This window comes from Candidatus Izimaplasma bacterium HR1, from assembly GCA_000755705.1.
GTDB lineage: Bacteria > Bacillota_I > Bacilli_A > Izemoplasmatales > Izemoplasmataceae > Xianfuyuplasma.
Map to the genome: position 1 here is coordinate 1,625,020 of CP009415.1, position 25,194 is coordinate 1,650,213.

The 25,194-nt window shown below is 30.4% G+C and carries 22 protein-coding genes; 2 read left to right on the forward strand and 20 right to left on the reverse strand.

Annotated features, from left to right (window positions below):
• Nucleotides 1-626 precede the first annotated feature (626 nt).
• From mutS to KQ51_RS07995, 14 genes are all read right to left on the reverse strand, one after another.
• On the reverse strand, nucleotides 627-3,188 hold the full coding sequence (mutS, locus tag KQ51_RS07930) for a DNA mismatch repair protein MutS (RefSeq protein ID WP_038471011.1): 2,562 nt from the start codon (nucleotides 3,186-3,188) through the stop codon (nucleotides 627-629).
• Between the two features lie 18 nt (nucleotides 3,189-3,206).
• Entirely contained in the window at nucleotides 3,207-4,199 is a 993-nt protein-coding gene (locus KQ51_RS07935; RefSeq protein ID WP_038471013.1) for a hypothetical protein, read from the reverse strand.
• A gap of 120 nt (nucleotides 4,200-4,319) precedes the next feature.
• Nucleotides 4,320-4,646: a YlbF family regulator gene (locus KQ51_RS07940; RefSeq protein WP_038471015.1), complete on the reverse strand. Its 327-nt coding sequence runs from the start codon at nucleotides 4,644-4,646 to the stop codon at nucleotides 4,320-4,322.
• The gene (gene miaB / locus KQ51_RS07945; RefSeq protein WP_038471017.1) at nucleotides 4,639-6,081 is read right to left on the reverse strand and encodes a tRNA (N6-isopentenyl adenosine(37)-C2)-methylthiotransferase MiaB; all 1,443 of its coding nucleotides are present in this window, start codon (nucleotides 6,079-6,081) and stop codon (nucleotides 4,639-4,641) included. The genes KQ51_RS07940 and miaB overlap by 8 nt, the downstream gene beginning before the upstream one ends.
• Before the next feature lie 67 nt (nucleotides 6,082-6,148).
• Nucleotides 6,149-6,907, reverse strand: coding sequence for a TIGR00282 family metallophosphoesterase (locus KQ51_RS07950; protein WP_038471019.1), 759 nt, complete (start codon nucleotides 6,905-6,907; stop codon nucleotides 6,149-6,151).
• A gap of 4 nt (nucleotides 6,908-6,911) precedes the next feature.
• Nucleotides 6,912-7,427, reverse strand: a complete 516-nt coding sequence (locus KQ51_RS07955; protein ID WP_052609371.1) for an NUDIX domain-containing protein — start codon at nucleotides 7,425-7,427, stop codon at nucleotides 6,912-6,914.
• A gap of 105 nt (nucleotides 7,428-7,532) precedes the next feature.
• Entirely contained in the window at nucleotides 7,533-9,314 is a 1,782-nt protein-coding gene (locus KQ51_RS07960) for a hypothetical protein (protein ID WP_038471022.1), read from the reverse strand.
• A gap of 285 nt (nucleotides 9,315-9,599) precedes the next feature.
• Nucleotides 9,600-11,165: a ribonuclease Y gene (gene rny / locus KQ51_RS07965; RefSeq protein WP_038471024.1), complete on the reverse strand. Its 1,566-nt coding sequence runs from the start codon at nucleotides 11,163-11,165 to the stop codon at nucleotides 9,600-9,602.
• Nucleotides 11,166-11,359: 194 nt separating this feature from the next.
• Nucleotides 11,360-11,884, reverse strand: a complete 525-nt coding sequence (locus KQ51_RS07970) for a hypothetical protein (RefSeq protein WP_038471026.1) — start codon at nucleotides 11,882-11,884, stop codon at nucleotides 11,360-11,362.
• A 115-nt stretch (nucleotides 11,885-11,999) separates the two neighbouring features.
• Nucleotides 12,000-12,992 carry a recombinase RecA gene (gene recA / locus KQ51_RS07975; RefSeq protein WP_038471028.1) on the reverse strand — a complete coding sequence of 331 codons (993 nt, stop codon included), beginning with the start codon at nucleotides 12,990-12,992 and terminating at the stop codon, nucleotides 12,000-12,002.
• Nucleotides 12,993-13,047: 55 nt separating this feature from the next.
• A complete protein-coding gene (pgsA, locus tag KQ51_RS07980; RefSeq protein WP_038471030.1) occupies nucleotides 13,048-13,596 on the reverse strand; it encodes a CDP-diacylglycerol--glycerol-3-phosphate 3-phosphatidyltransferase in 549 nt (182 codons plus the stop codon).
• Between the two features lie 83 nt (nucleotides 13,597-13,679).
• A complete protein-coding gene (locus KQ51_RS07985; RefSeq protein WP_038471032.1) occupies nucleotides 13,680-14,954 on the reverse strand; it encodes an MFS transporter in 1,275 nt (424 codons plus the stop codon).
• Between the two features lie 197 nt (nucleotides 14,955-15,151).
• Nucleotides 15,152-15,949 (reverse strand): CPBP family intramembrane glutamic endopeptidase, encoded by a 798-nt coding sequence (locus KQ51_RS07990; RefSeq protein WP_038471034.1) that lies wholly within the window; start codon nucleotides 15,947-15,949, stop codon nucleotides 15,152-15,154.
• A gap of 54 nt (nucleotides 15,950-16,003) precedes the next feature.
• Nucleotides 16,004-16,789 carry a prolipoprotein diacylglyceryl transferase gene (locus KQ51_RS07995; protein WP_038471036.1) on the reverse strand — a complete coding sequence of 262 codons (786 nt, stop codon included), beginning with the start codon at nucleotides 16,787-16,789 and terminating at the stop codon, nucleotides 16,004-16,006.
• Nucleotides 16,790-16,970: 181 nt separating this feature from the next.
• On the opposite strand from KQ51_RS07995, the gene KQ51_RS08000 reads away from it, so the two are divergent.
• A complete protein-coding gene (locus KQ51_RS08000) occupies nucleotides 16,971-18,332 on the forward strand; it encodes a CotH kinase family protein (RefSeq protein WP_052609373.1) in 1,362 nt (453 codons plus the stop codon).
• 117 nt (nucleotides 18,333-18,449) lie between these two features.
• Here the strand turns inward: KQ51_RS08000 and KQ51_RS08005 are convergent, their stop codons facing one another.
• The gene (locus KQ51_RS08005; RefSeq protein WP_038471038.1) at nucleotides 18,450-18,896 is read right to left on the reverse strand and encodes a hypothetical protein; all 447 of its coding nucleotides are present in this window, start codon (nucleotides 18,894-18,896) and stop codon (nucleotides 18,450-18,452) included.
• A gap of 286 nt (nucleotides 18,897-19,182) precedes the next feature.
• Here KQ51_RS08005 and KQ51_RS08010 point away from each other — a divergent pair, with 286 nt between their 5' ends.
• Nucleotides 19,183-20,232, forward strand: a complete 1,050-nt coding sequence (locus KQ51_RS08010; RefSeq protein ID WP_052609375.1) for an NAD-dependent epimerase/dehydratase family protein — start codon at nucleotides 19,183-19,185, stop codon at nucleotides 20,230-20,232.
• A gap of 22 nt (nucleotides 20,233-20,254) precedes the next feature.
• Here KQ51_RS08010 and KQ51_RS08015 read toward each other — a convergent pair whose 3' ends face one another.
• The 5 genes from KQ51_RS08015 to KQ51_RS08035 all read right to left on the reverse strand — a co-directional run bounded on the left by KQ51_RS08015 (nucleotide 20,255) and on the right by KQ51_RS08035 (nucleotide 25,031).
• Complete coding sequence (locus KQ51_RS08015; protein WP_038471040.1) at nucleotides 20,255-21,868, reverse strand: ABC-F family ATP-binding cassette domain-containing protein; 1,614 nt, start codon at nucleotides 21,866-21,868, stop codon at nucleotides 20,255-20,257.
• 179 nt (nucleotides 21,869-22,047) lie between these two features.
• On the reverse strand, nucleotides 22,048-22,854 hold the full coding sequence (locus KQ51_RS08020; protein ID WP_052609378.1) for a lysophospholipid acyltransferase family protein: 807 nt from the start codon (nucleotides 22,852-22,854) through the stop codon (nucleotides 22,048-22,050).
• Nucleotides 22,855-22,891: 37 nt separating this feature from the next.
• Nucleotides 22,892-23,245, reverse strand: coding sequence for an arsenate reductase family protein (locus KQ51_RS08025; protein WP_038471043.1), 354 nt, complete (start codon nucleotides 23,243-23,245; stop codon nucleotides 22,892-22,894).
• 145 nt (nucleotides 23,246-23,390) lie between these two features.
• On the reverse strand, nucleotides 23,391-24,635 hold the full coding sequence (locus KQ51_RS08030; RefSeq protein ID WP_052609380.1) for an L-lactate MFS transporter: 1,245 nt from the start codon (nucleotides 24,633-24,635) through the stop codon (nucleotides 23,391-23,393).
• Nucleotides 24,636-24,839: 204 nt separating this feature from the next.
• Nucleotides 24,840-25,031 carry a YwbE family protein gene (locus KQ51_RS08035; RefSeq protein WP_038471044.1) on the reverse strand — a complete coding sequence of 64 codons (192 nt, stop codon included), beginning with the start codon at nucleotides 25,029-25,031 and terminating at the stop codon, nucleotides 24,840-24,842.
• Between the last annotated feature and the right edge of the window lie 163 nt (nucleotides 25,032-25,194).

Consider the following 25,194-nt stretch of genomic DNA (forward strand, 5'->3'; position numbering starts at 1 on the left):
CTCTCATCAATTATATCAAAATAACATCAGAAAATATAAAGCAAAATACCTTTGTGCATCTTTTTCAGGTATATAAAAAAGATAACTAAACTTTTAAATGGCTTAGTTATTATGTAATTTAATGGCAGGAGCGGAGAGGATCGAACTCCCGTAGACGGTGTTGGAAACCTAAAATGCAATAATAATTTGCACATTTATAACAAAACCTCCATAAGCTTCTTACACTTGTGATGATTTAAAATAAGTTTCTTGTTTAAAAGATTGACAGACGACTAGTTGAATTCGTCAAATAAAAAAGCAAAGATTATCTTAATCTTCGCTTTTTGTTTGATTTACGATAAATAATATGAATTGCTACACATAGTCCAAGTAACAATATACTTATAAAAAAGGAATATATATCTTTCTGAATTACATAATAAAATCCTTCAGATAAATAATCTTTAAAAACTTCTAAAAACATCACAAATCCTATTGTGCCAGTTGCGAGTTGAGATAGAAAAAACAACACATGTCTCATAAAATGCTACCTCCTATCCCTTCTTACTTTATTCCAAATACTATAGTTATTATACTATGAAAAATGAAGATAATAAAAAACTATAACAAAACATAGCTTTAATAGACTATATTTTATTTATGATTTTACTCAGTAAGTTTAGTGCTTCAAGTGGTGTTAGTTCATCAATATCAACATCTTTTAGGATTTCAACTAATTCATTTGTTACTTCAGGTTTTTCTTCTTCTACTTCATAATCATCGAAGTTGAAAAGATTAATTGAAGTATCATCAGAAAGTTGTTGATGTGATTTTTCTAGATCAGCTAAGATTAATTTTGAACGCTCAATTAATCCTTTTGGTAAATCTGCTAAACTAGCAACATTGATACCGTATGATTTATCGGTAGGTCCTTCTTTTACTTTATGTAAGAAGATGATTTTCCCGTTTTGGTCTTTTGCGCTAACATGAACATTACGTAGTTTAGATAATGATTTATCTAAATCAGTTAGTTCATGGTAATGAGTACTAAAGAAAGTTTTACATTTAATCTTTTCATGGATATATTCTATGATGGCTTGAGCTAAAGCCATACCATCATAAGTCGCAGTCCCTCGACCCATTTCATCAAAAAGAATCAGAGAGTTTTCTGTAGCGTTTTTAATTGCGTTATTAGCGTCTAACATTTCAACCATAAAAGTTGATTTACCGCTCACTAAATCATCAGCTGCACCGATTCTTGTGAAGATGGAATCAAAGACTGGAATCTCGGCACTTCTTGCTGGAACAAAACTCCCAATTTGCGCTAAGATAGTTGTTAAAGCCATCTGTCTCATATAAGTTGATTTACCACTCATATTAGGTCCAGTGATTAATAATATATCAGTATGAGTATCTAAGATAATATCGTTAGGTACAAAAACTTCATCAGTTAGTACTTTTTCAACAACAGGATGTCTTGAATCAATAATCTTGATTGTATTATCATCAACTAATATCGGACGACTTAAGTTTAAGTCTTCACTAATAATTGATAAGCTAATTAGCATATCAATTTCACTTAACAAATTAGCGTTTTTTTGAATAACACTTATATGTGTACGAGCAATATCTCTTACTTCAATAAATAACTCATATTCTAAAGCAACACTTTTCTCTTCTGAAGTTAAGATAATTGTCTCTTTTTGTTTTAGTTCTGGGGTGATATATCTTTCACTATTTGATAGTGTTTGTTTTCTTGTATATCCGTATTCATCTAAAACATTTGAAACTTGTCCTTTAGGTATTTCAATATAATAACCAAAGACACGGTTATAACCGATTTTTAGTTTCTTAATACCGGTTCTTTCACGTTCTTGTTCTGCGAGTTCTTTAAGCCATTCTTTTATGTTTAATGCAGCGTTCTTGATTTCATCAAGTTCGCTGTTGTAACCTTCTTTAATGATTTTACCTTCTTTGATAGTTAAAGGTGGTTCATTATCAATGGAAACATCAAGTAAGTTGTAGAAAACTTTTAAGGCATCTAATGAATTAGCCAAGTAATCAGTATGAGAATTATTTAAAGAAAGTAGTTTCTCTTTTAGTTCAGGAACAATACTTAAACTTCTTCTTAGTTGAACTAAGTCTTTAGCATTAGTATTACCATAACTAATTCTTCCGACAATTCTTTCTAAATCATAGACATTCTTAAGTAAGTCTTTAATTTCTTGTTTGATGATGAATTCTTTATTTAAGATATCGATTGTATCGTATCTAGTTTCTAAGACATCTTTATTAACTAAAGGTCGTAGGATTTGTTTTTTTAGATAACGTGAACCCATTGCGGTTTCACATTTGTCAATCAACCAAAATAAACTACCAATGCGGTTATTTTGTCTTAAGGTCTCTGTTAATTCTAGATTTCTAACAGTATTAGAATCCATTCTTAAATAAGAACTCGCTTCTAAAATAACAACTTGTTTTAGATGCATTAGTTCTCTTTTTTGGGTTCTAATTATATAGTTTAATAACCTTCTAAAAGTTTTCTTTTCTTCTTTTGAAGGTAATTCTTTAAATAGGTTATTAAAGACATCAGGAGAATCATATTCATTGTTGATTGAAACTACGACACCTTCAGCTTTAATATATTTTTCTAAATGAGTTTCATCAAAGAAATTGGAAATAATAATTTCTTTTGGTGAAATCTGCAGTAATTCATTGATTAAGATATTTAGATCTTTAGGTAAGATAATTGAATAAGTATCCCCTGTTGATAAGTCTAAATAACTTATTGTGTAGTTATTAGCATTTATACCTATTGCGGCTATATAGTTAATCTCTTCACTTTTACTTTCAATATAAGTCCCTGGTGTGATTAATCTAACAACATCCCTTTTTACGATCCCTTTAGCATCTTTAGGATCTTGGACTTGTTCACAAATAGCTACTTTATATCCTTTGTTGATTAATCTCTCAATATAGGCTTCTGCTGCGTGGTGTGGTACACCGCACATTGGAACTTTTTCTTTAGTTCCAGCATCTCGTGCTGTCAACTGTATTTCTAATTCTCTAGAAGCTAGAAATGCATCTGTAAAGAACATTTCATAGAAGTCTCCTAGACGAAAAAAGACTATAGCATCGTTATAGTCTTCCTTAATTGTTAAATATTGACGCATCATAGGCGTATATTGTGATTTATCGATTACTTCCATGAAGCACCTACCTTATGATTAAATAATACCGAAGTGATATAATCCATATCCCGTACCGGCTAATACAGCGATAACGATGATAGCGATAAATATCGTTTTCATATTTTTCTTACGTTTGTCTGCAACTTTACTTGTGATTTCTTGGAACTTAATATTATATAAATACTCTTCAATATTCATACCAGCGAACACTTTTAAGCTATTAGTATATTTTGGAGCTGCTTCTTTAGGCATTTTAATTAAGATATAGTCGATCATATCGCTTTTCTTTAGTTCAATAGAAACATTAACTTTACGACGTTTCGCATATCTTTCAATTTCTAAAATTGATTTCTTAGAGATTTCTTGACGTTTCTCGTCATCAAAATTCAATTTTAGAGAAACTATATCAATTAATTGTTTCTTGTTGATACGACGAGGGATTTCCACATTGAATTTTTTACCTAAATCTCTAATTTCAGATAGTGTAGTAGCGTTTGTTAATACTTCTTGTGCTTCTTCAATTAGACAACCATCAAAGTAACCATCTGGTTCGAAGTAAACTTTGTGGAACTCTTCAACCATACTTTCATATGATTCTTGTGGTTCTCTTGCATACTTAAGAGTTAAGTTTTGTAGTTTAACAAACTCTAAGTTATTAATTCCTAGTTCAGTACGATTTCTTATAATAATGTCCCAGAAATCTTTTTTATATTCTGTAACATTAATTGGTAATTGATATCCTGAAGCTAGTCTTTCTAGTTGGAAAATTGTAAATTTATCAAACCACTTTAAACGGAATCGCATTTCATCACTGAATTTATTTGAACTTTCACCTTCAGCTATTGCTGGAGCTATGTTCTTTCTAATCAATGCTTTATGCATGTAGTTTGGTAAGTATATTTCTTTATTTAAAAGATACTTAACGATTTCATTAGCAGGTATAACTGTGAAATCTTGTACTAATTTAGTGATTTTTACTTTTTTCGAATATAAATAAATAAAATCTTCTGCTTTTTTTGTTCTAGCCATTCATCTCACTCCTTGTACAAATGTTCTTAAAATAATTATAATATACTTCTTGTGGTAAATCAATAGGAAATTGCTTTTCAAAGCCATTTCCCCTCAATTAGATAACATTAATATTTGCAACTAGTCAAAATCCTTAGATATTTCTTGTTCAATAATTGACTTTATCATTGCTAAATCACTATTAATTTCATCAAGCAAGTCTAAGTATTCTTCTAGTATAGGATAATCCTTTACAATTTGTAATTGAGCTTCATATTTTTCCTTAGAAAGAGTGTAGTTCTTATCTTTTCTATATTCCTTATTAACCATTGTTTTTTGCAGTTCTAATAACTTATTATAATCTTGTCCAATTGACTTGTTATGGTCAATGATATCTTCCAATTCCTTAAATCTAATAATATGATCGTCTTCTTTAATTAAACTTACTAATTCACTTAACTTATTCAACGATTTCACCAAACATAGACCATGTTTTCGATTCAGTAACTAGAACTTTTACGATAGTTCCTATTAGTTCTTCAGGACCTGCAAAATTGACAAGTTTATTATTTTCTGTATAACCAGCAAGAACAGTATCTTTGCTCTTAGATAAACCATCTACAAGAACTTTTACAACTTTGCCTTCAAAACGTTTTGTTCCAACTAGATATCCATCATTTACAATATCCATTAATCTATTTAGACGATCTTTCTTTTCTTCATAAGTTATTTCATCTTCATATTTTGCTGCAGGAGTTCCTTCTCGTTTTGAATAGATAAATGTATAAGCTCCTTCAAATTTACATGTTTTGACCAATTCTAAGGTATCTTGAAATTGGTCTTCTGTCTCTCCAGGGAACCCAACTATAATATCTGTAGTCAACGAAGCATTAGGTACATACTTATATATCCAATTTACTAATTGAATATATGATTCTTTGGTATATTTACGATTCATTCTCTTAAGTACATCATTGTTACCAGATTGAACAGGAAGATGAATATAAGGCATTAGATTTCCACCTTTAGCTAAAATCTTTACTGTTTCTTCATCGAAATCTTTAGGGTGTGATGTTGTGAATCTAACGCGTTCTATAGCCATTTGGTGAAGATCGTCAAGTAAATTTTTAAAGCGATAATCCAAATCGGTAAAGTCATTACCATAGCTATTTACGTTTTGTCCTAGAAGAGTAATCTCTTTATACCCCTCATTTATTAGTGTTTGAACTTCACTTAAAATATGTTCAGGTAATCTACTTCTTTCTTTTCCTCTTGTGTACGGTACAATGCAATAAGTACAGAACTCATCACAACCATACATAATGTTTACCCATGCTTTTCGAGAATTCTCTCTAATTCGAGGAAGATTCTCTACAACGCTACCTTCTTGGCTATAAACTTCTATAACTCTCTCTTTTGAAAGAATAACAGTCTCTAGGTACTCAGGTAATTTGTATATATTATGAGTTCCAAAGACCAAGTCTACATGTGGTATTTTCTCTAATATTCGATTTACAACTTTCTCCTCTTGTGGCATACACCCACAGATTCCAAGTATTAAATCAGGGTTATTTCTTTTAAATTGCTTAAGTCTACCTAGCTCACCAAAAACTCTATTTTCAGCGTTTTCACGGACAGCGCATGTGTTAAGAAGTATTAAGTCAGCATCTTCTAGCTTTTCACTTTCAGTGAAGTCTAAAGCTCGTAAAATACCTTCGATTTTTTCAGTATCTGCTTCATTCGCTTGACACCCAAATGTCTCTATCTTGTATGTCTTGTTTTTCCCAAATCCCTTAATATTGAAATAGTCATCAAAATTAATGACTTCAGTTTCCTTTTCTTTTCTTTTTCGTGCATCTTTTATTGATGGTTTCACGAAATATTTTGAATAATTTTTTGCCATAATTCATCACCTTAATTTATTTTAGTATATTCTTAATCAAATAGATAATCAAAATGAGTAAGAAACCTTACTCATATATGTTAATTGATTTTATTTTATTGGTTACTGTATCGATAAACACTGCATTGAATTGCAATGGTCCTTCTTTTTCTTCAACAACGCGGCCTCTTAAGCCTGTTATAAACTTATTAACTTGTGTTTCAACATCAGCGCCTAGGATACCATATTTAGCTCCTGTCATTCCAATATCAGTTATATACATTGTTCCGTTTGGGAAAGTCATAGCGTCTGCTGTTGGTACATGAGTATGTGTTCCAACTACTGCAGTAACTCTTCCATCTAAATAATGAGCTAATGCGATTTTCTCACTTGTTGCTTCCGCATGGAAATCAACAAAGATATGTTCTGATGTAATATGTTCTAATATTTGGTCCACTATTTTAAATGGGTTATCAAGTGGATCCCCCATAAATACGCGCCCCATCAAGTTTATCACTGTTACTTCTTCATCATTAAACTTAATTGTTTTATACCCATTACCAGGTACAGATTCATCATAATTAGCTGGTCTAATTATATTTGAACCTTCAATAAACTCAAATAATTGCTTATTTCTAAATGTATGGTTACCCATTGTTACTACACTAATACCTTGTTTCATTAAATCTTTATAAATCTTCTCTGATATTCCAAAACCTTTATCGATGTTTTCACCATTCAGGAAAATTAAGTTTGGTTTGTATTCTTCCTTTAATTTAGGTAAATACTTAGCCAAAGCCTTTTGTCCTAAAGTTCCAAAAACATCACCTATAAATAAAACTCGCATATTTTCAACTCTTTTCTAGGAGATCAAAGTAACCTTTTCTAGAAAGTATTCTTTCATAATTCCAGAATTGATTATTTTTAATCATATCTTTAATCTCAGGCATTGTTTTATATGCCACGTCTCTTACTTCTACTTTATCAAGTTTTAGCTCTTTAATCAAGATTTCCTCTTTAACAATATACAAATCAGTGATGAAGTTTGCAATACCATCCTCACAGTAATATCTTGTTAAAAGCTCAAATTGATTTGCTTTTAATCTAATTCCTAATTCTTCTTCAGTTTCTTTAATCGCAGTTTTTATTGAGTCATCCCCAGATACTGCTGCACCACCAGTTGCGGCCCATTGATAAGGTATTCTATCAGTTAGTTTATTTCGTTGTTGAATAAGGTATTTACCATCCCTAGTTTTAATCCAAATATGTACAACTAAATGATATTCACCCTTTTCATTGGACGTCCCTCGTTCCATTTTATGTTCTAATAAATTGAAATTTTCATCATATAAATCAAATATTTCCATTAGAGACCTCCTTATGTTCACGCTAGATAATTTTATCATAATTTTTCTTGTTTATCAATTGTAATGAGTGTAATAAAAAAAGCAGATTTTCATCTGCTTTTTAGTTTATTCCTCGTCTTCTAATCCAAGTAGTCTTCTTGGGTTAAAATGAATCTCTTTAATACCAAATAAAGCGACTAAGCACATTGTAAAGAACATTAAACCATATCCTTGAATTAAGTGGTATGTTACACTAGTTCCACCATCTAAAGCATAGAATCTAATTGTATCCTCACCATAAGCCATATAGTCTTCGTTTACAGCAAAGTTTTCTGCAAGGAAGATAGCTTCTCGTTCTAATTTGCCTTCGTCATCATAGATATAAACTTTTCCGAATTTATCGCCGTTAACGTATTCAATATGACCAACTAAGTAGTAATGTCCATCAATGAAGTAAAACTCATTGATTCTAAAAAGTTTTGGCATTTCAATCGAATTTTGAAGTGCTGCTCTATCATTGATATATTCTTCTTGATCTGCTAAGTAAAGAATTACTTCACCATCATCAGCAGGATTTATCTTATTAGGATTTCTACTAACATAGACAGTATTATAAGTAAATAATAAATGTCCATTATGATAAGCTAGATTATCATAATTATATCCTTGAACATCATTCATAAATGATTCTGGTGTCGCTAAGAAAACACGTGAATACTTAAAGTTTAGTAAATCAGTCTCTTTTGATAGAACTGTATAATCTTCAATTCCTGAAGAAGACATCAACTCTAACCCTCCAGTAGAATCTTCATAAATATACCCGTTTGATTCAAAGTAGTAAACATCATTGCTATCTAAATGAATTTTTTGAGTTGGTTCTTGAACATAGTACCCATTAACAAATTCAAAGTCATCATCTATTAACTCATATAAATCAATTATAACTGGGCTATTAATGTTTTCTTTGTTAGCAAATAGTCTATCATTCATTGTATAAACAATTTCGTACTCATTAGCAACTGACATTTGTTCTACTAAATCATCGTTGTAGAACGTAATATTTTCATCATCTACGACAATAATATAATCATCATAGAAGATAACATCTCCCGTTACTCCTTCTTCAAATTCTTTAACTGGATCATCTAAGGTCTCATAGATAATTCTAAATGAGAATTCCCCACGATAAAAACTAATATAGTTAAATGATCTTGTAAATGGGAAACTTAGAATAATTAGGAATACTCCTAAACCAATTATAGCTATTCTTTTCATTTTAATAATAAATCGTTTTTCAATATAACGCTTAATAACAATCAATGTTAACATTATCGGCATAACCACTGCGAATGATAATGGGATAATATTTATTTGTGTTAACAAGGTTACAGTATAGAAAAGAATTGCAACAAAGAAACCATTTAGTACCATATTAAAAGTATCAGGCATTTTAATTCTTTGAATTTCTTTTTCTATAAATAAATAAGTTACTACAGATAAAACTGTTAACACTAAAAATACTATTGCCACAACAAGTGAGATAGCTTTACTGAATGCTGTAAAACTTAATAAAGTTGAAGCTATTAGCATAATAGAAAATACATATAGATAATTTAGTGAGTTAATCATCCATAAAGAATGTTCACATTTTGTTACTTTTTTGTAATGTCCACATGTCAAACTCTTATAAATAAAATACGATAAGAATATAACTACATTAGACATTATCAATAAGTAATTAATTTGGTACAATAACTCAAATTGATATCCAATAAAAAATGTCAGGGCTCCTAAAACAAGAAATGCTAAGATGGCCTCAATATAAAGTATTACTGGCTTTCTACCAATCTTTTTCTTATCAAGGATTACCTGTTCGTAATTACGGATATATCCTTTCAATCTTTTCATAATTTCCTCCTTAAGTAATTCAAACTCTAATTGAATAAAAAAATGAAGCTTTCCTCTTTCAAAAATAAAAATACCCTTTACATTCAACGGGGGAGCCTTATTTTTAAAAACTTCATCAGTGTTTATCTAACTTTATTATAACATTTTTGTATTTAACTTGTACAGTTATAGGACAAAAAAGACAAAATTGTAGTTAAGTGCTTAGTTGCTTTCTTTTGAAGGTGTTTTTTCCATTTTATAGTATGTTTGAAACAATAAAAAAAAAGAGTTGAAATTTCAACTCTTTTATTTTGCGATATCTTGTGCTCTTGTTTCTCTAATAACAGTAACTTTAATAGTACCTGGATATGAAAGTTCTTCTTCAATCTGTTCTTTAATGTCACGAGCAATTTTATATGCCATTGCATCATCTACTTTGGTAGGTTCTACAATAACTCTTACTTCACGACCAGCTTGAATTGCATAAGCACTTTCTACACCATTAACATTAGTAGAAATACTTTCTAGTTGTTCTAAACGTTTAATGTAGTTATCTAAGCTTTCACTTCTAGCACCTGGTCTTGCAGCGCTTAACGCGTCTGCAGCAGCTACTAATACTGCGATAACAGTTTCAGCTTCTTTTTCACCATGATGTGATGCGATAGCATCAACAACAGCTCTTGGCTCTTTGTGTCTATTAGCAATATTAATACCAATTTCAACATGTGAACCTTCAACTTCATGATCGACAGCTTTACCGATATCATGTAGTAACCCAGCACGTTTAGCTAAGACTTCGTCTTCGCCAATTTCAGCTGCTAATTTACCAGCTAAGAAGGCACATTCAATTGAATGTCTTAAAACGTTTTGTCCATAACTTGTACGGAAGTGTAATCTTCCTAATAGTTTTACTAGATCAGGATGAATTCTACCAATACCTACTTCAAATACAGCTTCTTCACCTTTATCTCTTATAAAGCGATCAACTTCGCTTCTTGTTTTCTCAACGACTTCTTCTATACGACCTGGATGGATACGTCCATCAGATACTAAAGATTCGATTGTTCTTTTAGCTATCTCTCTTCTAATTGGATCAAATCCACTTAGAACTACTGCTTCTGGAGTATCATCAATAATTAGATCTACACCAGTTAATGCTTCTATTGTTCGAATGTTTCTTCCTTCACGACCAATAATACGACCTTTCATTTCATCGTTAGGTAATGAAACAACACTTACTGTTCTTTCACTAGTAACTTCTTGGGCATATTTTTGAATTGCGTCAGAAATTAAATGTTTAGCTTTCTTATCAACTTCAAGTTTTGCTTTTTCTTCTTCCTCTTTAATGTAGCTTGCGATTTCTATTGCCATTTCGTCTTCTACTCGTTTAAATATTAAATCCCTAGCTTGGTCTAAAGAGAATCTTGCAATTTCTAATAGTTTTTCATTTTGTACGTCAATTAATTTGTCCAGTCTGATATTTTTATCATCTAGTGATTGTTTCTTACGCTCAATATTTTCTTCTTTTTTATCCAAATTAGACTCTCTTTTATCTAAATTTGAACTACGACGGTCAAGAGTTTGTTCACGTTGTATAAGTTTGTTATCTTGTACTTCGGCTTCTCTTTTTCGCTCTTTGATTTGTTTTTCAAAGTCCAGTTTTAAATTATGAATGTCTTGTTTAGTTTCAAGCAAAGTTTGTTTCTTATTTTTTTCCGCTTGTTTTTGTGCGTTTTCAATCATTAGATCAGCTTTTTGTCGAGATTTCAATAAACCTCTATCACCAATATAAATACTCAAAATAAATCCAATAAATGTACCTATTAAGATAATACCAAGACCGGAAATTATTAATACTACTGTATCTGGCATTTAACCATCTCCGTTCTTATTCAATTTTATAATTATTTACTAATATTATTAACATAACTTTAATTATGAGTAGAAACTAATTTTTAACTATCTAATTATAACAACCCACCCTATGAAAAGTCAATGAATATAACATTTATTTCATATTTTTTTACATAATAAAACAACCAACTAAAGATTGGTTGTTCATTTTTTTAAAATTGATCTCTATGTCCTTCTCTAATGACGTGAAAATCTCCAGTATTTACGTTTAAATCGTAAATACTAAAATTATCTTTGATATCGAAACCATCAGTTCTTTGAGCAAAATTAATGGAAGAACTTCCTTGTTCTTTACTTTCCACTCTATGGAATACATGTGGTGGCCATGTTAACACGGCGGGTTGATCACAAACTAATTCTCCATTCATAAATATCTTATTATTTGTCACAACAAAGTTCTCTACTTTACCATGTTCCTTACTGTACAGGTCAATATGTCTAATCCCACTAAGCACTAATAAGTTATCACTTTGGTATGGATGCATATACCAAGGTCGTTCGACATTTTTAATAGAACCCGGACTTACTGCATTTGAAATATGGATTACTCTATCTACTCCACTTAAATCTTTTATAAATTCATCAGGAACTGCGTCAAAGAAAACTCCTTCAGTTCTTCGTAATTTCTTCAAATCTACAATTTTACATAACCCTTTGATTTCCTCAAACTTCTTCATAATAATCTCCTTATCCAAAAGCTAAATTATAAAATACTCTTATATAATACTATTAGTTATTTTAAAATGAAAGCGTTTTACTCACTGAAAATTCAAAACAATAAAAAAGGGCATATTAAATGCCCAATTTTGCTCTTACTTTAGTTTCCAAATCAATTTTCACAGATTCATTTTCTTCTAGATATGCTTTAACATTCTCACGACCTTGGCCAATCTTGTTACCCTCGTAACTAAACCAACTTCCTGATTTTTGTAAAATTTCTTCTTCAACAGCGATATCAATAATTTCACCAGTTTTACTTACACCTTTACCGTAAACAATATCTACGACTAAAGTTTTAAATGGTGGAGCTACTTTATTTTTTACAACTTTAACTTTTGTTTTATTTCCGACAATATCTGTCCCGATTTTAATTTGCTCACTTCTTCTAATTTCTAAACGAACACTAGCATAGAATTTTAATGCACGTCCACCAGGAGTAACTTCGGGGTTACCAAACATAACTCCTACTTTCTCACGGATTTGATTAATAAAGATTGCGATACATTGTGATTTACTAATAACACCACTTAATTTACGCATAGCTTGCGACATCAATCTTGCTTGAAGTCCAACATGGCTAGCTCCCATATCTCCTCTTATCTCAGCTTCTGGTACTAAAGCAGCAACACTATCAATAACAACCATATCAATTGCACCACTTCTAATTAAAGCTTCAGTAATTTCTAAAGCTTGTTCCCCTGTATCAGGTTGTGAAAGAATTAGATTATCAACATCAACACCTAAGCTTTTAGCATATGTTGGGTCCAAAGCATGTTCAGCATCAATAAACGCTGCATATCCTCCAGCTTTTTGGGCTTCAGCAATCGCATGTAATGCGAATGTTGTTTTCCCTGAACTTTCAGGTCCATAAACTTCGATGATTCTTCCTTTAGGATATCCACCGATACCTAAAGCTTTATCTAACAAGATACTCCCACTACTAATAACTTCTAATCCTTGGTTTAAATCTTCATTACCAAGTACCATAACACTACCTTTACCGTGTTGTTTCTCAATTTCTTTTATCGCAGTATCTAATGCCTTCTTACGATCGATTTTAGCCATAAAGTGACCTCCTTAGTTTGCTATAAATATAATACTTATATAATATCGAATTTACTTAAATTGATTTCATAATTATTTCTTTATTTTTAACAAAGTAATCAACACCACTAACAATAGTTAGTACTGTTCCTAAATATACAATATATAATCCTATAGTAGTAAAGACACTAGCTAATGGGAATAATAACATAATTATTAAGCCTACCATTGTGCTAGCTGTTTTATATTTCCCTAGATTACTAGCAGCAATAACTTTACCATCACCAACAGCAACTAATCTGATTCCTGTAACAATAAATTCTCTACTTAAGATAACAATTGTAACCCAGATAGGAATATGTCCTAATGCATTTAAAATAATAAGTGCAGCCATAACAATTAGCTTATCTGCTAAAGGATCTATAAATTTCCCAAAGACAGTAACTAGATTTCTACTTCTTGCGATATAACCATCAAGAAAATCAGTTAGTGACGCTACGATAAATATCGGAGCTAAGAAATATGCAAATAAATCATTATTAAGTTCTACATACAAATAATAAAACACTACTAAAACTGGTACTAATAACACTCTAAACATACTTATTTTATTTGGTAAATTCATAATAACACCTCAAAGAAAATTATATCATATGTATCCCTAATCTACAACGATTTTATCTTACCATGTTATAAAAAAATCTGGAGTTATTCCTCCAGATTTTTACTAGTATTTCCATTAATTCTAATATTTCTACCAACAATAAGTATCAAGATAAATCCTAAAACCAACATCGCAGCACTAAAGTCAAATGCATATAGTGGTTTTACTTTGTATAACCATCCACCAAGTAATGGTCCTGCAACTAACCCAACTGCGAAAAATGATTGTCTAACACCCATTACTGTCCCTAAATTATTATCATTGGCATGAGTTGATATATAATGTTGCTCTAGAGGCGTATAAATTGCTTTTAAAACGACATAAAGCATAAATCCAGTATATAAGGCTATCATAATATCTTCTTGTCTAAATACGATAAAAATGATGATTGCGCTCAGTGCCTGAATAATAATCATAATTGGAAAATCCTTCTTTAGTCTTGCGACAAACGGTACAAGTACAATTGTCGCAATTAGTGAAATAATTCCAGTTAAACCTACAAAGTCACCAATATTTTTAGGAGATAACCCAGTATCGTTCATATATACTTCAATAAACTTACTAATCGTAATTGTCCCTAAACTTATAAACGTTAAACTAATCATAAATACTACTAAGTTTTTATTTAATTTAGATATCGCTTTAAAGCCTTCTATGATATTAGGTTTTTTTGCACGATCTTCTTTAGCAACTTTCTTACTTTTTCCAATTAATATGAATATATAACAAGCATGAACAACATTTGCAATAGCTTGAATTAAGAATATATTTCTATAGTCATTAGTATTTAATAAACTAATAAGGAAATCGACACTAACTAATTGTCCTGCAAACCAGTATCCAGCACTTGAACCTAAAACAAATAAAGCTTGATACCATCCTAAATATATTTTTCTTCTGTCTAAAGGACTATGTTCAATTAAGTGAGACATTATTAATGTAATACTCGCACTAACTCCAAATCCACTAATAAAACGATATAAAATCATAATATTGCGATCATTCGCAAACGCAAACATATATTGTCCAAAACTATAAACTAATAAACCAAAGAAGATATACAATCTTTTATAGCCTTTATCCCCTAAGTATCCCCAAAAAGGAGCTCCAACTAATAAACCAAAACTCATAGCCGCAAAGAAATAACCGAAATACTCACTCGGTATCCCTCTGTCACTCACTAAAGCAGGAGTAACAGGATGTCCTAAATTGTGGATAAACCCTTGCATAAAATAGATTATAAACATAAAAACTACAACTTTTGGTGTAGTACTTACAAACTTGATTCCATTTTGTAGTTCAGTCCTTAAATTCTTCATTTTATACACTCATTTCTAAATACTTCTAAATTATACCAGTGTCACCCTCTTTAAACAATTACTTTGAACTAAAAACGTCTAATTTATTAAATGTGAAAAACGGCAAATAAAAAAGCATCAAAAATTGATGCTTAAAAAGTCAATATGAACATCGATAATCTATCATTAAAAATCTATTAATTGTATAGATAAACACCCTAACTAATATTGATTAGTTCTTCAATATCATCATTTTTAATCTTTCTAAAAATAACCAAGTAATATATTATAGCAATAACCGCTAATACACTCGTCGTAATCAAAGTTACGGTATCATATCTATTACTGACACTACCAAGAGCAAACATAACTTGTCCAAAGAAATTGTATAATGCATGTAAAAGCATAGATAACCATATATTCTTGGTTTTAAGGAATACTACTGCCCACATCATTCCCATTAAGAATGAATAACCTATTTGGAGTAAAGTATTTCCTAAACTAGCTCCAACAAACAGATTTAATAAGTGTACTAACCCAAATATAGCTGAAGATAAAACAACTGCATATAACATCCCTTTTTTGGTTTTAGGTAGTGCTTGTAATAGGACAATTAGAATCATCGATCTAAACACTATCTCTTCAAAAAATCCAGTACTTAAAGAATCTATTAGGAACAGGTATATTGTATATTCAGGTTCTATTAATGTAGTTCTTGAGTTAAGATATGCACTAATTGGAAAGTTATTGAGCGCAATGATTACCCCAGGAATAATTACTAATAACGTTCGACCTAATGGTTTATTCCACATATATAGTTTTTTATAACCATAATAACTCATAACAATTATAAAGATTATCCCCCCTAGAAAACGGGAAATAGAACTTACCGTCATATCATTAGCTAATTGATTGTTAAAGATAGTCAAATCAAAAATTTCTAGTGATAAAATCACAAGAAACATTCCGAAGATAAGAATTGATAACTTTCTATTTTTTATGATACTTTTTTCCATAAAGAACACGCTCTTTCCTAAATATATATTACCATATATCAAAAATAAAAGATGCTAGATTTTAGCATCTTTTTTTCGTCTAATGATTAAATATATTCCAAAACCAATCATAAATACACTAATAAATTGTGATGGTGTTGGGAAAACTTTATATTCTGTTGTAAATAATGTAAAGACAGAACCTCTGTCATCACCACGGATAAATTCAATTAAGATTCTCCAAATCCCATAACCAATTAAATATGTTTCAATTTCAAATGTTTTGAATTTACTAATTCTATCTAACCCAATAAATAATGTGAATAAGAAAAACGCTTCAAACAATTGCGTTGGATAAACAGTTTCTCCTGGAAATACTTGACTGGCATGACCATGAGGAAAAATAACTCCGAGGAACGAATCAGTCGGGATTCCGAAACAACAACCTGCAAGGAAACAACCAATCCTACCAAATGCATGAGCTAATACCACTCCAACAATAACCGTATTCATTATCTTTCTAAGGTCTTTAATACCTTCTTTATAGAAGTACTTCATTAAAATCAAGAAAGTTGATAAACCACCAATTAATCCACCTAAGAAAGTAACTGAACCAAATGTAAGTTCTCCTTCTTTAATCGAATGCCATATACCATCTAGCAAGAAAGAAAAGATTAGCGCAAAAACCAAACTTATAGATATTAAAATAATTAATCTATTAGTCGCAGATCTTGAAAATCCATCAGTTTTTTCAAACCTATTTATGATATAAATAAACATTGCGATTATACCAATCGCAAGTAATACATCATATAGGGGAATACTGTATTTAAATATCTCAGGTAATAAAAATGGATACATCAAATCACTCCTCTTAAACAATTATATCATATAAAAGATATTAAATAAGTCTAAAAACCAAATTAATTTCTTAATTATTTAGCGCTACAAATAAGCTTTTTACATATTTTTTGGTTTCATTGGCTGTTTATATTATAATAGGATTATAGAGTATGAAATTTACAATGAGGACGTGTTTACGATGAAGAGAAAATTCATAATTATTTTTTTACTAATTTTAGTTTCATTTCTTTCGTCATGCACAAATAACAATAACGATCCTGACAATCCGGTAAATGATGATTTAATTCATCCACCTGTTAATAAATATGAAGAGGATATCATGGTGAATGAAATCATCTATCCTCACGATGAAGTTGTTAATGTTAATATCGATATCGATCCAAGTACCTATCAAGAGTTACTAGATAATGCTTTAGATGAAGAATACTATTTATGTGATATTACCTACAATGGTTTCACTCTATCAAATGTAGCAATTAGAACTAAAGGTCATTCTAGTTTACGAGATGTTGTTGAAAATGAGGGAGATAGATTTAGTTATAATATTGATTTAAATTACTATGAAGATCAAGACTTATTTGGAATTGATAAACTCATTCTAAATAACTTATATAAAGATCCAACAATGATGGTTGAATACATTACATATGAAGCATTGAATTCAATAGGCACCGTTTCATCAAGAACAACATTTGTTGCCTTGAGTATCAATAATGAGTATTACGGGCTTTACTTATCTGTTGAACATGTAAGTAATGAATTCTTAGAGCATAATTTTGATAATTCAGATGGTGAATTATACAAACCAGATAATGGTACAGGAGCCAATTTAGACTATTTAGGTAGTACGATAAACTATACTGCATTAAAGGACAAAAACAATGATAACTCTTCGATTGAAGAAGTATTAGAATTACTAAGAAGACTAAAATCAGGTGAAGATGTAAATGAAATATTTAATGCTGTTAGTTACTTAAAATATTTAGCAGTATCAACATATACTGTTAACCTTGATTCTTATCAAGGTAGTATTTATCACAACTATTACTTATATAATAATAAAGGTGTCTTTGAATGGATTGCATGGGATTTAAATATGGCATTCAATGGTTTCCCTTTACTTCCACTCACTGATGATGAGGCGGTTTCCTTCATCATCGACGAACCAACGATTGGGGGAATAAGTAATTACACATTAACTGATACACTTCTCGATGATGAAGAAAATATGATATTATATCATTCATATCTTCAAGATTTAGTAGATAACTATTTTGATTATGAAACATTTGTTTATCATATTCTTGATGTAAAAAGTATGATTGATGAATATGTAACTACTGATGAAAATAGATTTTATACATTAGAAGAATATGAAGATTCAATTAATAGTTCTATTAATTCATCTTACTCTTTATTCCAGTTTGTTAGTTATCGAACTCTAAATATTAAAGCACAGCTTTTTGGAGAAATATCAAGTACAAATTATGGACGAGGAAATATCCCGATTTCCACAATATCAGGACCGGGTAACCGATAAAAAAATGATTACAAAATGAAGATAAGATGCTAGTAACACATAATTAACATGTGTCCCTAGCATCTTTTTGTATCCAAAAGAATAAAATGGAACAAAAAAAAAGTCCTAATTGGACTTTTAGATGTGTTGTTTAATTATTGTTATATGTTTTTCGTTTTCAACATGTGATAGAATCCATGAAGTTAATTCGGTAAGTAAATGTTTGATTTCTTTTGTATATTCTACAACATTATTAATCGGGTTTTGAGCTCTGAAAAGTTCAAATTTAAGGATATCTTCTAAGTCATCGCCGCTTTTATAAACTTCTAGCGGTTCTAAAGATTCTTCAAAACCTGTTAAAATTCGTTCCCAGTCTGAGCTAGTTATTTTGATTTTCTTTTTAATTCCATACTCTCTGTACTTATCCCAGATTAGACCTTCAACATATGAAAACTCTACTGCTTTTATATGAATAGAACTATTATCTCTTCGTCCTTTTCCTGCTTGAATTAGTACATAATCTGATGTCTTCACTAAATCATTCTTATCCTGAAATAAGAAATCTAGCTTGCTTGTATTATCCATCTGAACCTCTTTCTAGTCTTATGACCTTCATAAGTCGATATGCAGATTCTCATAATACAAAACTTACATTCTAATCATGTGGTTTAATTATACTCTATAAATCCCCTCATTGATACAAACTTAGAAAACTATTCATTTGCTTCTTTCTTATATTAAATTATTAGGTACATAATTGGGGTGTTTATCTAATTACGATACAAACTATAGTTAATTAAACCATAAAAAAGACTATTGTTTAGCCATCAACTAATTTATGATAACATTAAGTTAGAAAGTGGTGAGATAAATGAGAGTATTACTTACTGGACCTTGTGGTTCTGTGGGAATTCAAACATTGTCAGAATTAGTGAAGAAAAAAGAGAAACTCGAAATTGTCATTTTCGAGAAGCAATCTGAATTATCTGAACAAACACTTGAACCATTTATTGATTTAGTTGAACTACATTTTGGTGATCTTAGAGATGTTAATTCACTCGATCAAGCTACCAAAAATATTGATTTTGTAATTCATACAGCTGCCATAATACCTCCACTAGCAGATCATAATACAGAACTTGCTTATGATGTAAATGTGTGTGGAACAAAAAATCTTTTGTCGAAAATAAAAGAGTATTCACCAAAAGCATTTTTCCTTTACACTTCTAGTGTAAGTGTCTATGGTGATAGACTCTTACATGATGGCATTAAAATAGGTGATGAACTAAACCCAAGCGTTGGTGATTATTATGCCCATACTAAAATTGAAGCAGAGCAATTAGTTATTAACTCAGGGTTGGATTATTCAATATTCAGATTAACTGGAGTTATGGGTCCTAGACCTGGTGATGATCCAAAGAGAATAGAACCACTAATGTTCCATATGCCATTAGATACTAAACTAGAACTCGTTACAACAAGAGATTGTGGTTATGCTCTTGTCGAAGCAATTAAGCATCAAAATATCTTAAATAAAAATATCTACAATCTTGCTGGTGGTAAAAAATGCCAAGTGATTTATCGTGATTTCATTAAACATTCGTTTAGTATATCGGGGATTAATCTTGATAAATTCCCTAAAAATACATTTGCTGAGCAAAATTTTCATTGTGCATATTATGAAGACTCTTATATCTTAAATGATATTCTTCATTTCCAAAGAGATACTTTGGAAAGTTATTATGATTGGATTTACAAGAAACCTAATCCACTCCAAAAAGCAATCGTTAAACTCTTTCAAAAGGCGGTAATTAAATCAATCGCAAAAAGCTCAGATGTATTAAACGCTGTGAAAAACAATGATAAGGAATTGATAAAACGATTTCTAAAAATGAAATTTAAAAAAGAGGTAATCATTTGATTGATTACCTCTTTTATTTATTTTAATATAATGCTTTTATTCTTTCTCTAGTAACTTCGTTTGATAAGAAATTATCAAAATCACCTTCATAAGTATATGAACCTGTCTTTCCAATTTCAACAACTTTATTAGCTACTGTAGCAAGTAATGAGTGATCATGTGAAGCTAATAGTAATGAACCTTTATATTCTTTTAAACCAGTATTTACTGATTGAATAGCTTCTAAGTCTAAATGGTTTGTTGGTTGATCAATAAGTAAAGTGTTTGCTTCTGAAAGCATTAATCTACTAAACATACATCTCATTTTTTCTCCACCACTTAGTACTTTAACTTTTTTCATTGGCTCGTCACCACTGAATAGCATTCTCCCTAAGAAACCTCTTAAATAAGATTCAGCTGGTTCTTTAGAATATTGTCTTAACCATTCAACAAGGTTATTATTATTATCCATAAAGAATTCATTGTTATCTGCTGGTAAGTTTGCTTTTTCAACAGTTTGTCCCCATTTGATAGTTCCACTATCCGGTTCAACGTCTCCTGCTAACACTTTAAGTAACATTGTTTTAGCTAAATCATTTTTACCAGTTATTGCAACTTTGTCATCTCTATTAACAACAAAAGATACATTCTCAAAAACTTTTTCACCTTTAAATGATACTGATAGGTCATCAACATATAAAACATCTTTACCAAGATTTCTTGCAATATCGAAACCGATATAAGGATATCTTCTACTTGAAGGAACAATTTCATCTAGATTAATCTTTTCTAAAGATTTCTTTCTTGAAGTAGCTTGTGAAGACTTAGATGCATTTGCACTAAATCTTGCGATAAAGTCTTTTAATGCCTTAATCTTTTCTTCTTTTTTCTTATTTGAATCCATCATTAATCTTTGGGCTAATTGTGAAGATTCTCTCCAAAAATCATAATTACCTGGATATAGTTTTACTTTTGCATAATCAATGTCAACTGTATGAGTACATACTTTATTTAAGAAATGTCTATCATGTGAAACAGTAATTACTGTTTTATCATAGTTTAATAAAAAGTTTTCTAACCACATAATTGCTTTAAAGTCTAAATGGTTGGTAGGCTCATCTAATAATAAAATATCAGGATTACCAAATAAAGCTTGAGCTAATAATACTTTTACTTTATCTTTACCAAGTACTTCACTCATCTTTTTACCAAATATGTTTTGAGGAACCCCTAAACCATTCAATAGTTTTTCTGAATCAAACTCGGCATTCCATCCATTAAGTTCTGCGAACTCAACTTCAAGTTCTGCTAACTCAATTCCATCATCATCAGTAAACGGATCTTTAGCATATAATACTTCTTTTGCCATCATAATATCAAACAATTGTTTATGACCCATAATAACTGTTTCTATTACACTATATTCGTCATATTCAAAATGATCCTGTTTTAAAACAGCCATTCTGTTTCCTTTTTCTATAAACACATTTCCACTAGTAGAATCTTTTTCACCTGAAAGTACTTTTAAGAATGTAGATTTTCCAGCTCCATTTGCTCCAATAACACCATAACAGTTACCTGGAAGAAACTTGATATTCACATCTTCAAAAATCTTTTTATCGGGAAAAATTAAATCTAAATTTGATACTGTAATCATATAATCAACTCCTAAACCTTGAATATATTACCATATCAAACAATAATTACAAGAAAAAAGAAACCTTGATAACACTTTCTTTCATTTTTTGGAATATTTTCACAAAGGAAACTTGATATTTTATGGTAATCCTAATTAACTACAATACAAAAAAAAAGAGTTACAAACTCTTTTTTTCTTTATAGTGCTGATTCGATTACTTCTCTAACTTTGTTTGATAAATCCTGAGTATTCATTCCTTTGAATTCATCAAATGGTAAAGGTTTATGAATTACCACTTTAATTTTTTTAGCGAATGGCCATTTTATAATATTGAAGTTATTTGCCTTTACAATTGTTACAGGGACTAATGGAGCTTTACTTTTCAATGCAACTTTGAATGAACCTGGTTTAAAATCAATTAAACTCCCGATTTCTCTAGTTCTAGTTCCCTCGGGAAATATAACCATTGTTGAACCGTTTTTAACATTCTTAATAACTTGAATAATTGCTTCAGCGCCTTTTCTTGAATTCTCTCGATCAAGACTTACACATCCAAGAGCTGGAGTCCATTTTCCAATACCAAATAATCTAGTTACTATTTTCTTTGCCAAAAATGCAACAGGATAACCCCTGAGATTACACATTAAGACGGGGATATCCATCATTGAAGTGTGATTGGAGTAAATTGAAAATCCGGGATCTTTTGGTAGATTTTCTCGACCAATTACTTTAACACGTGTATTACTAACATGTAATGGCACAGCCATAAATTGGTTAGCTAAAGCGTGCATTAATTTAGAATTAATTGGTTTTCTTTTTGCAACCAATAGATAGAATCCTTCAATATATACAAGAGCAAAAATCAAAGCGATTACTGTCCCGATAATTATACTTAAAATTATAACTAATGGATTATTAACAACATTATCAACTTTATAATCAAATTGATATACTCCAAAAACTGCTACTACTATATTTACTACTATTAATGATAAAGTTAACATATATACACCTTCGGTTATCTTTCTTTTCTGTGTTTTATTACTTTAATACAGTATTTCTCCATACCTCTTCTTTAAACCCAACTAAGACGAAATTATCATCTATTAAGATAGGTCTCTTTACCATCATACCATCTTTAGATAATATATGTATAAGTTCTTCTGAACCTAAAGTTTTTAATAAGTCTTTTATTCCTTGTTCTCTATACAATTTACCACTGGTATTAAAAAACTTCTTAATTTCTAATCCAGATTTCTCGTACCACGCTTTTAACTCTTCATATTGGGGATTCTCTTCTTTGATATCTCTTAGATCAAAAATTATATTATTATCATTCAGCCATTTTTTAGCTTTATTACTGGTTGAACATTTAGGATAGCCAATAAACAACATATTTTCACCTTCTTCATTTTTTTACTCCATTAATCATTATAACATAACTTTCAATAACCTTATATTGGTATTTAAGTTCCAACAAAATATAAAGTTACTATCAATTGTACAGCAAAAAAAACGAGTGGAAATCACTCGTTTTGATTTAGTTATTATAAGCTAACTCTAATTCCTCACAAACAACTTCTACTTCATCTTCCTTAATATCCTTGATAAGCATTGCTACTACAAGTCCTGCAATAGCAGCTCCCATCGCAATCATAAATGTCATGTTATATGAAGAACTTTCTCTTTTAATAATTGGTCCAATAAGTGCAGCAATCCCATAAGCTTGGAATATCAAGCTATAATTTGCACTAAAGAACTTCCCACCAAATAATCTACCAACAATTGTTGGTACTAAAGACAAGAAAGACCCATATCCAAGTACAATTCCTAATATTGCTAATAAGAATAACGGATAGCTAAGTGGTACAAATGCTAAAATAGCTAATGCAATAATTGTTATGAAGTACATTGTTCTATATACTTTTAAGGCACCAATTTTATCTGCAATTATACCCGAAGACAGACGAGCACCTGCATTAAACAATGCGATTAGTCCTACAATACCAGCAGCTTGTCCATACTCTAAACCAACAAAATCAGTACCGATATCTTTAGCTAAACCAATAATTAGTAATCCTGGCATTAATGCCAGCAAATCACTTAATAGTAATTTATAGAAATTCGTAGTCTTTAACATATCTTTTGTTGTATGATCCCAGTTTTGAACTTTACATGCTTTTGTAACAGGAATCTCTTTTTCAGGTACATCAAGTAACAATGCTCCACCAATAGTCATAACTCCATAAATAACAGCTAATGTTAAAAATACACTTGAAACTAATTCATTAGTATATAAAGCATCACCTATGTCAAACATATTTCCAATTAAAATCTTAAAAACGAAACCACCAATTGCGAAACTCGCTGTTGCTACTCCAGTAACAAGTCCTTTTCTATTAGGGAACCATTTTACTAATGTAGATAATGGACACACATAGACAAATCCTACTCCAGCTCCTGCAATTACACCATAAGTTATATATAACATTAAAGGATCTGTTGCAAATGATGATAATAAAATACCACTTGTATATAATAACCCTCCCATTAAAGTTGTGAATCTAGGTCCAATCTTTAATTGTAGTCTACCTGATAATATTGTTGCTAATGCGAAAGATAACAATGAAACTGAATAAGTAATTACTACTACATCTTTCGATACCCCAAATGCTTCCGAAATCGGTTCGTTAAACAAACTCCAAGCATATAAAGCTCCAATAGCTACCTGCACCATTATAGCGGCAAAAGATACTATCCATTTGTTTCTAATTCTATAGTTCATGTTGTCACTCCTTATTTTTGTGTACAGGCTAAATTATATTGAATAATGTAAGCATTTACAATATAAAAAAATACTGTTTATTATTTTTTTAATTTACTTTGAATGCAAACTAAAAAAACGAATAGTTTGGTGATATAGTTTACTCACTAATAGAAAAATAAAAAAGCCCAAAAGGGCTTTGTTATTGAGTTATACTATATCTGCTTATTTTATTTCTTTTACTCGACCAACAATTCCGTCCTCAAGCATTACTTTTATTCCATGAGGATGATTTTGTGAGTTTGTTAATATTCTTGATACAACACCTTCTGTAAGTTCTCCAGATCTTTGGTTATGTTTTTCAACAACTAATACTGTTGAACCTATTTTAATGTTGCTTCGTTTTTTTCCGTCCATTGTCATTCTCCTCTTCTTATAGAAAAGAGACATCCGAAGACATCTCCATAAATTAGGACCCGTACGTGTGCTGGAAACACACTGGATACTAAATCTACTCTAGGACCCGAAACGGGTTAGATGGCCCATATGCTAAGACGGCAATCAAAGCATACTTTAAATC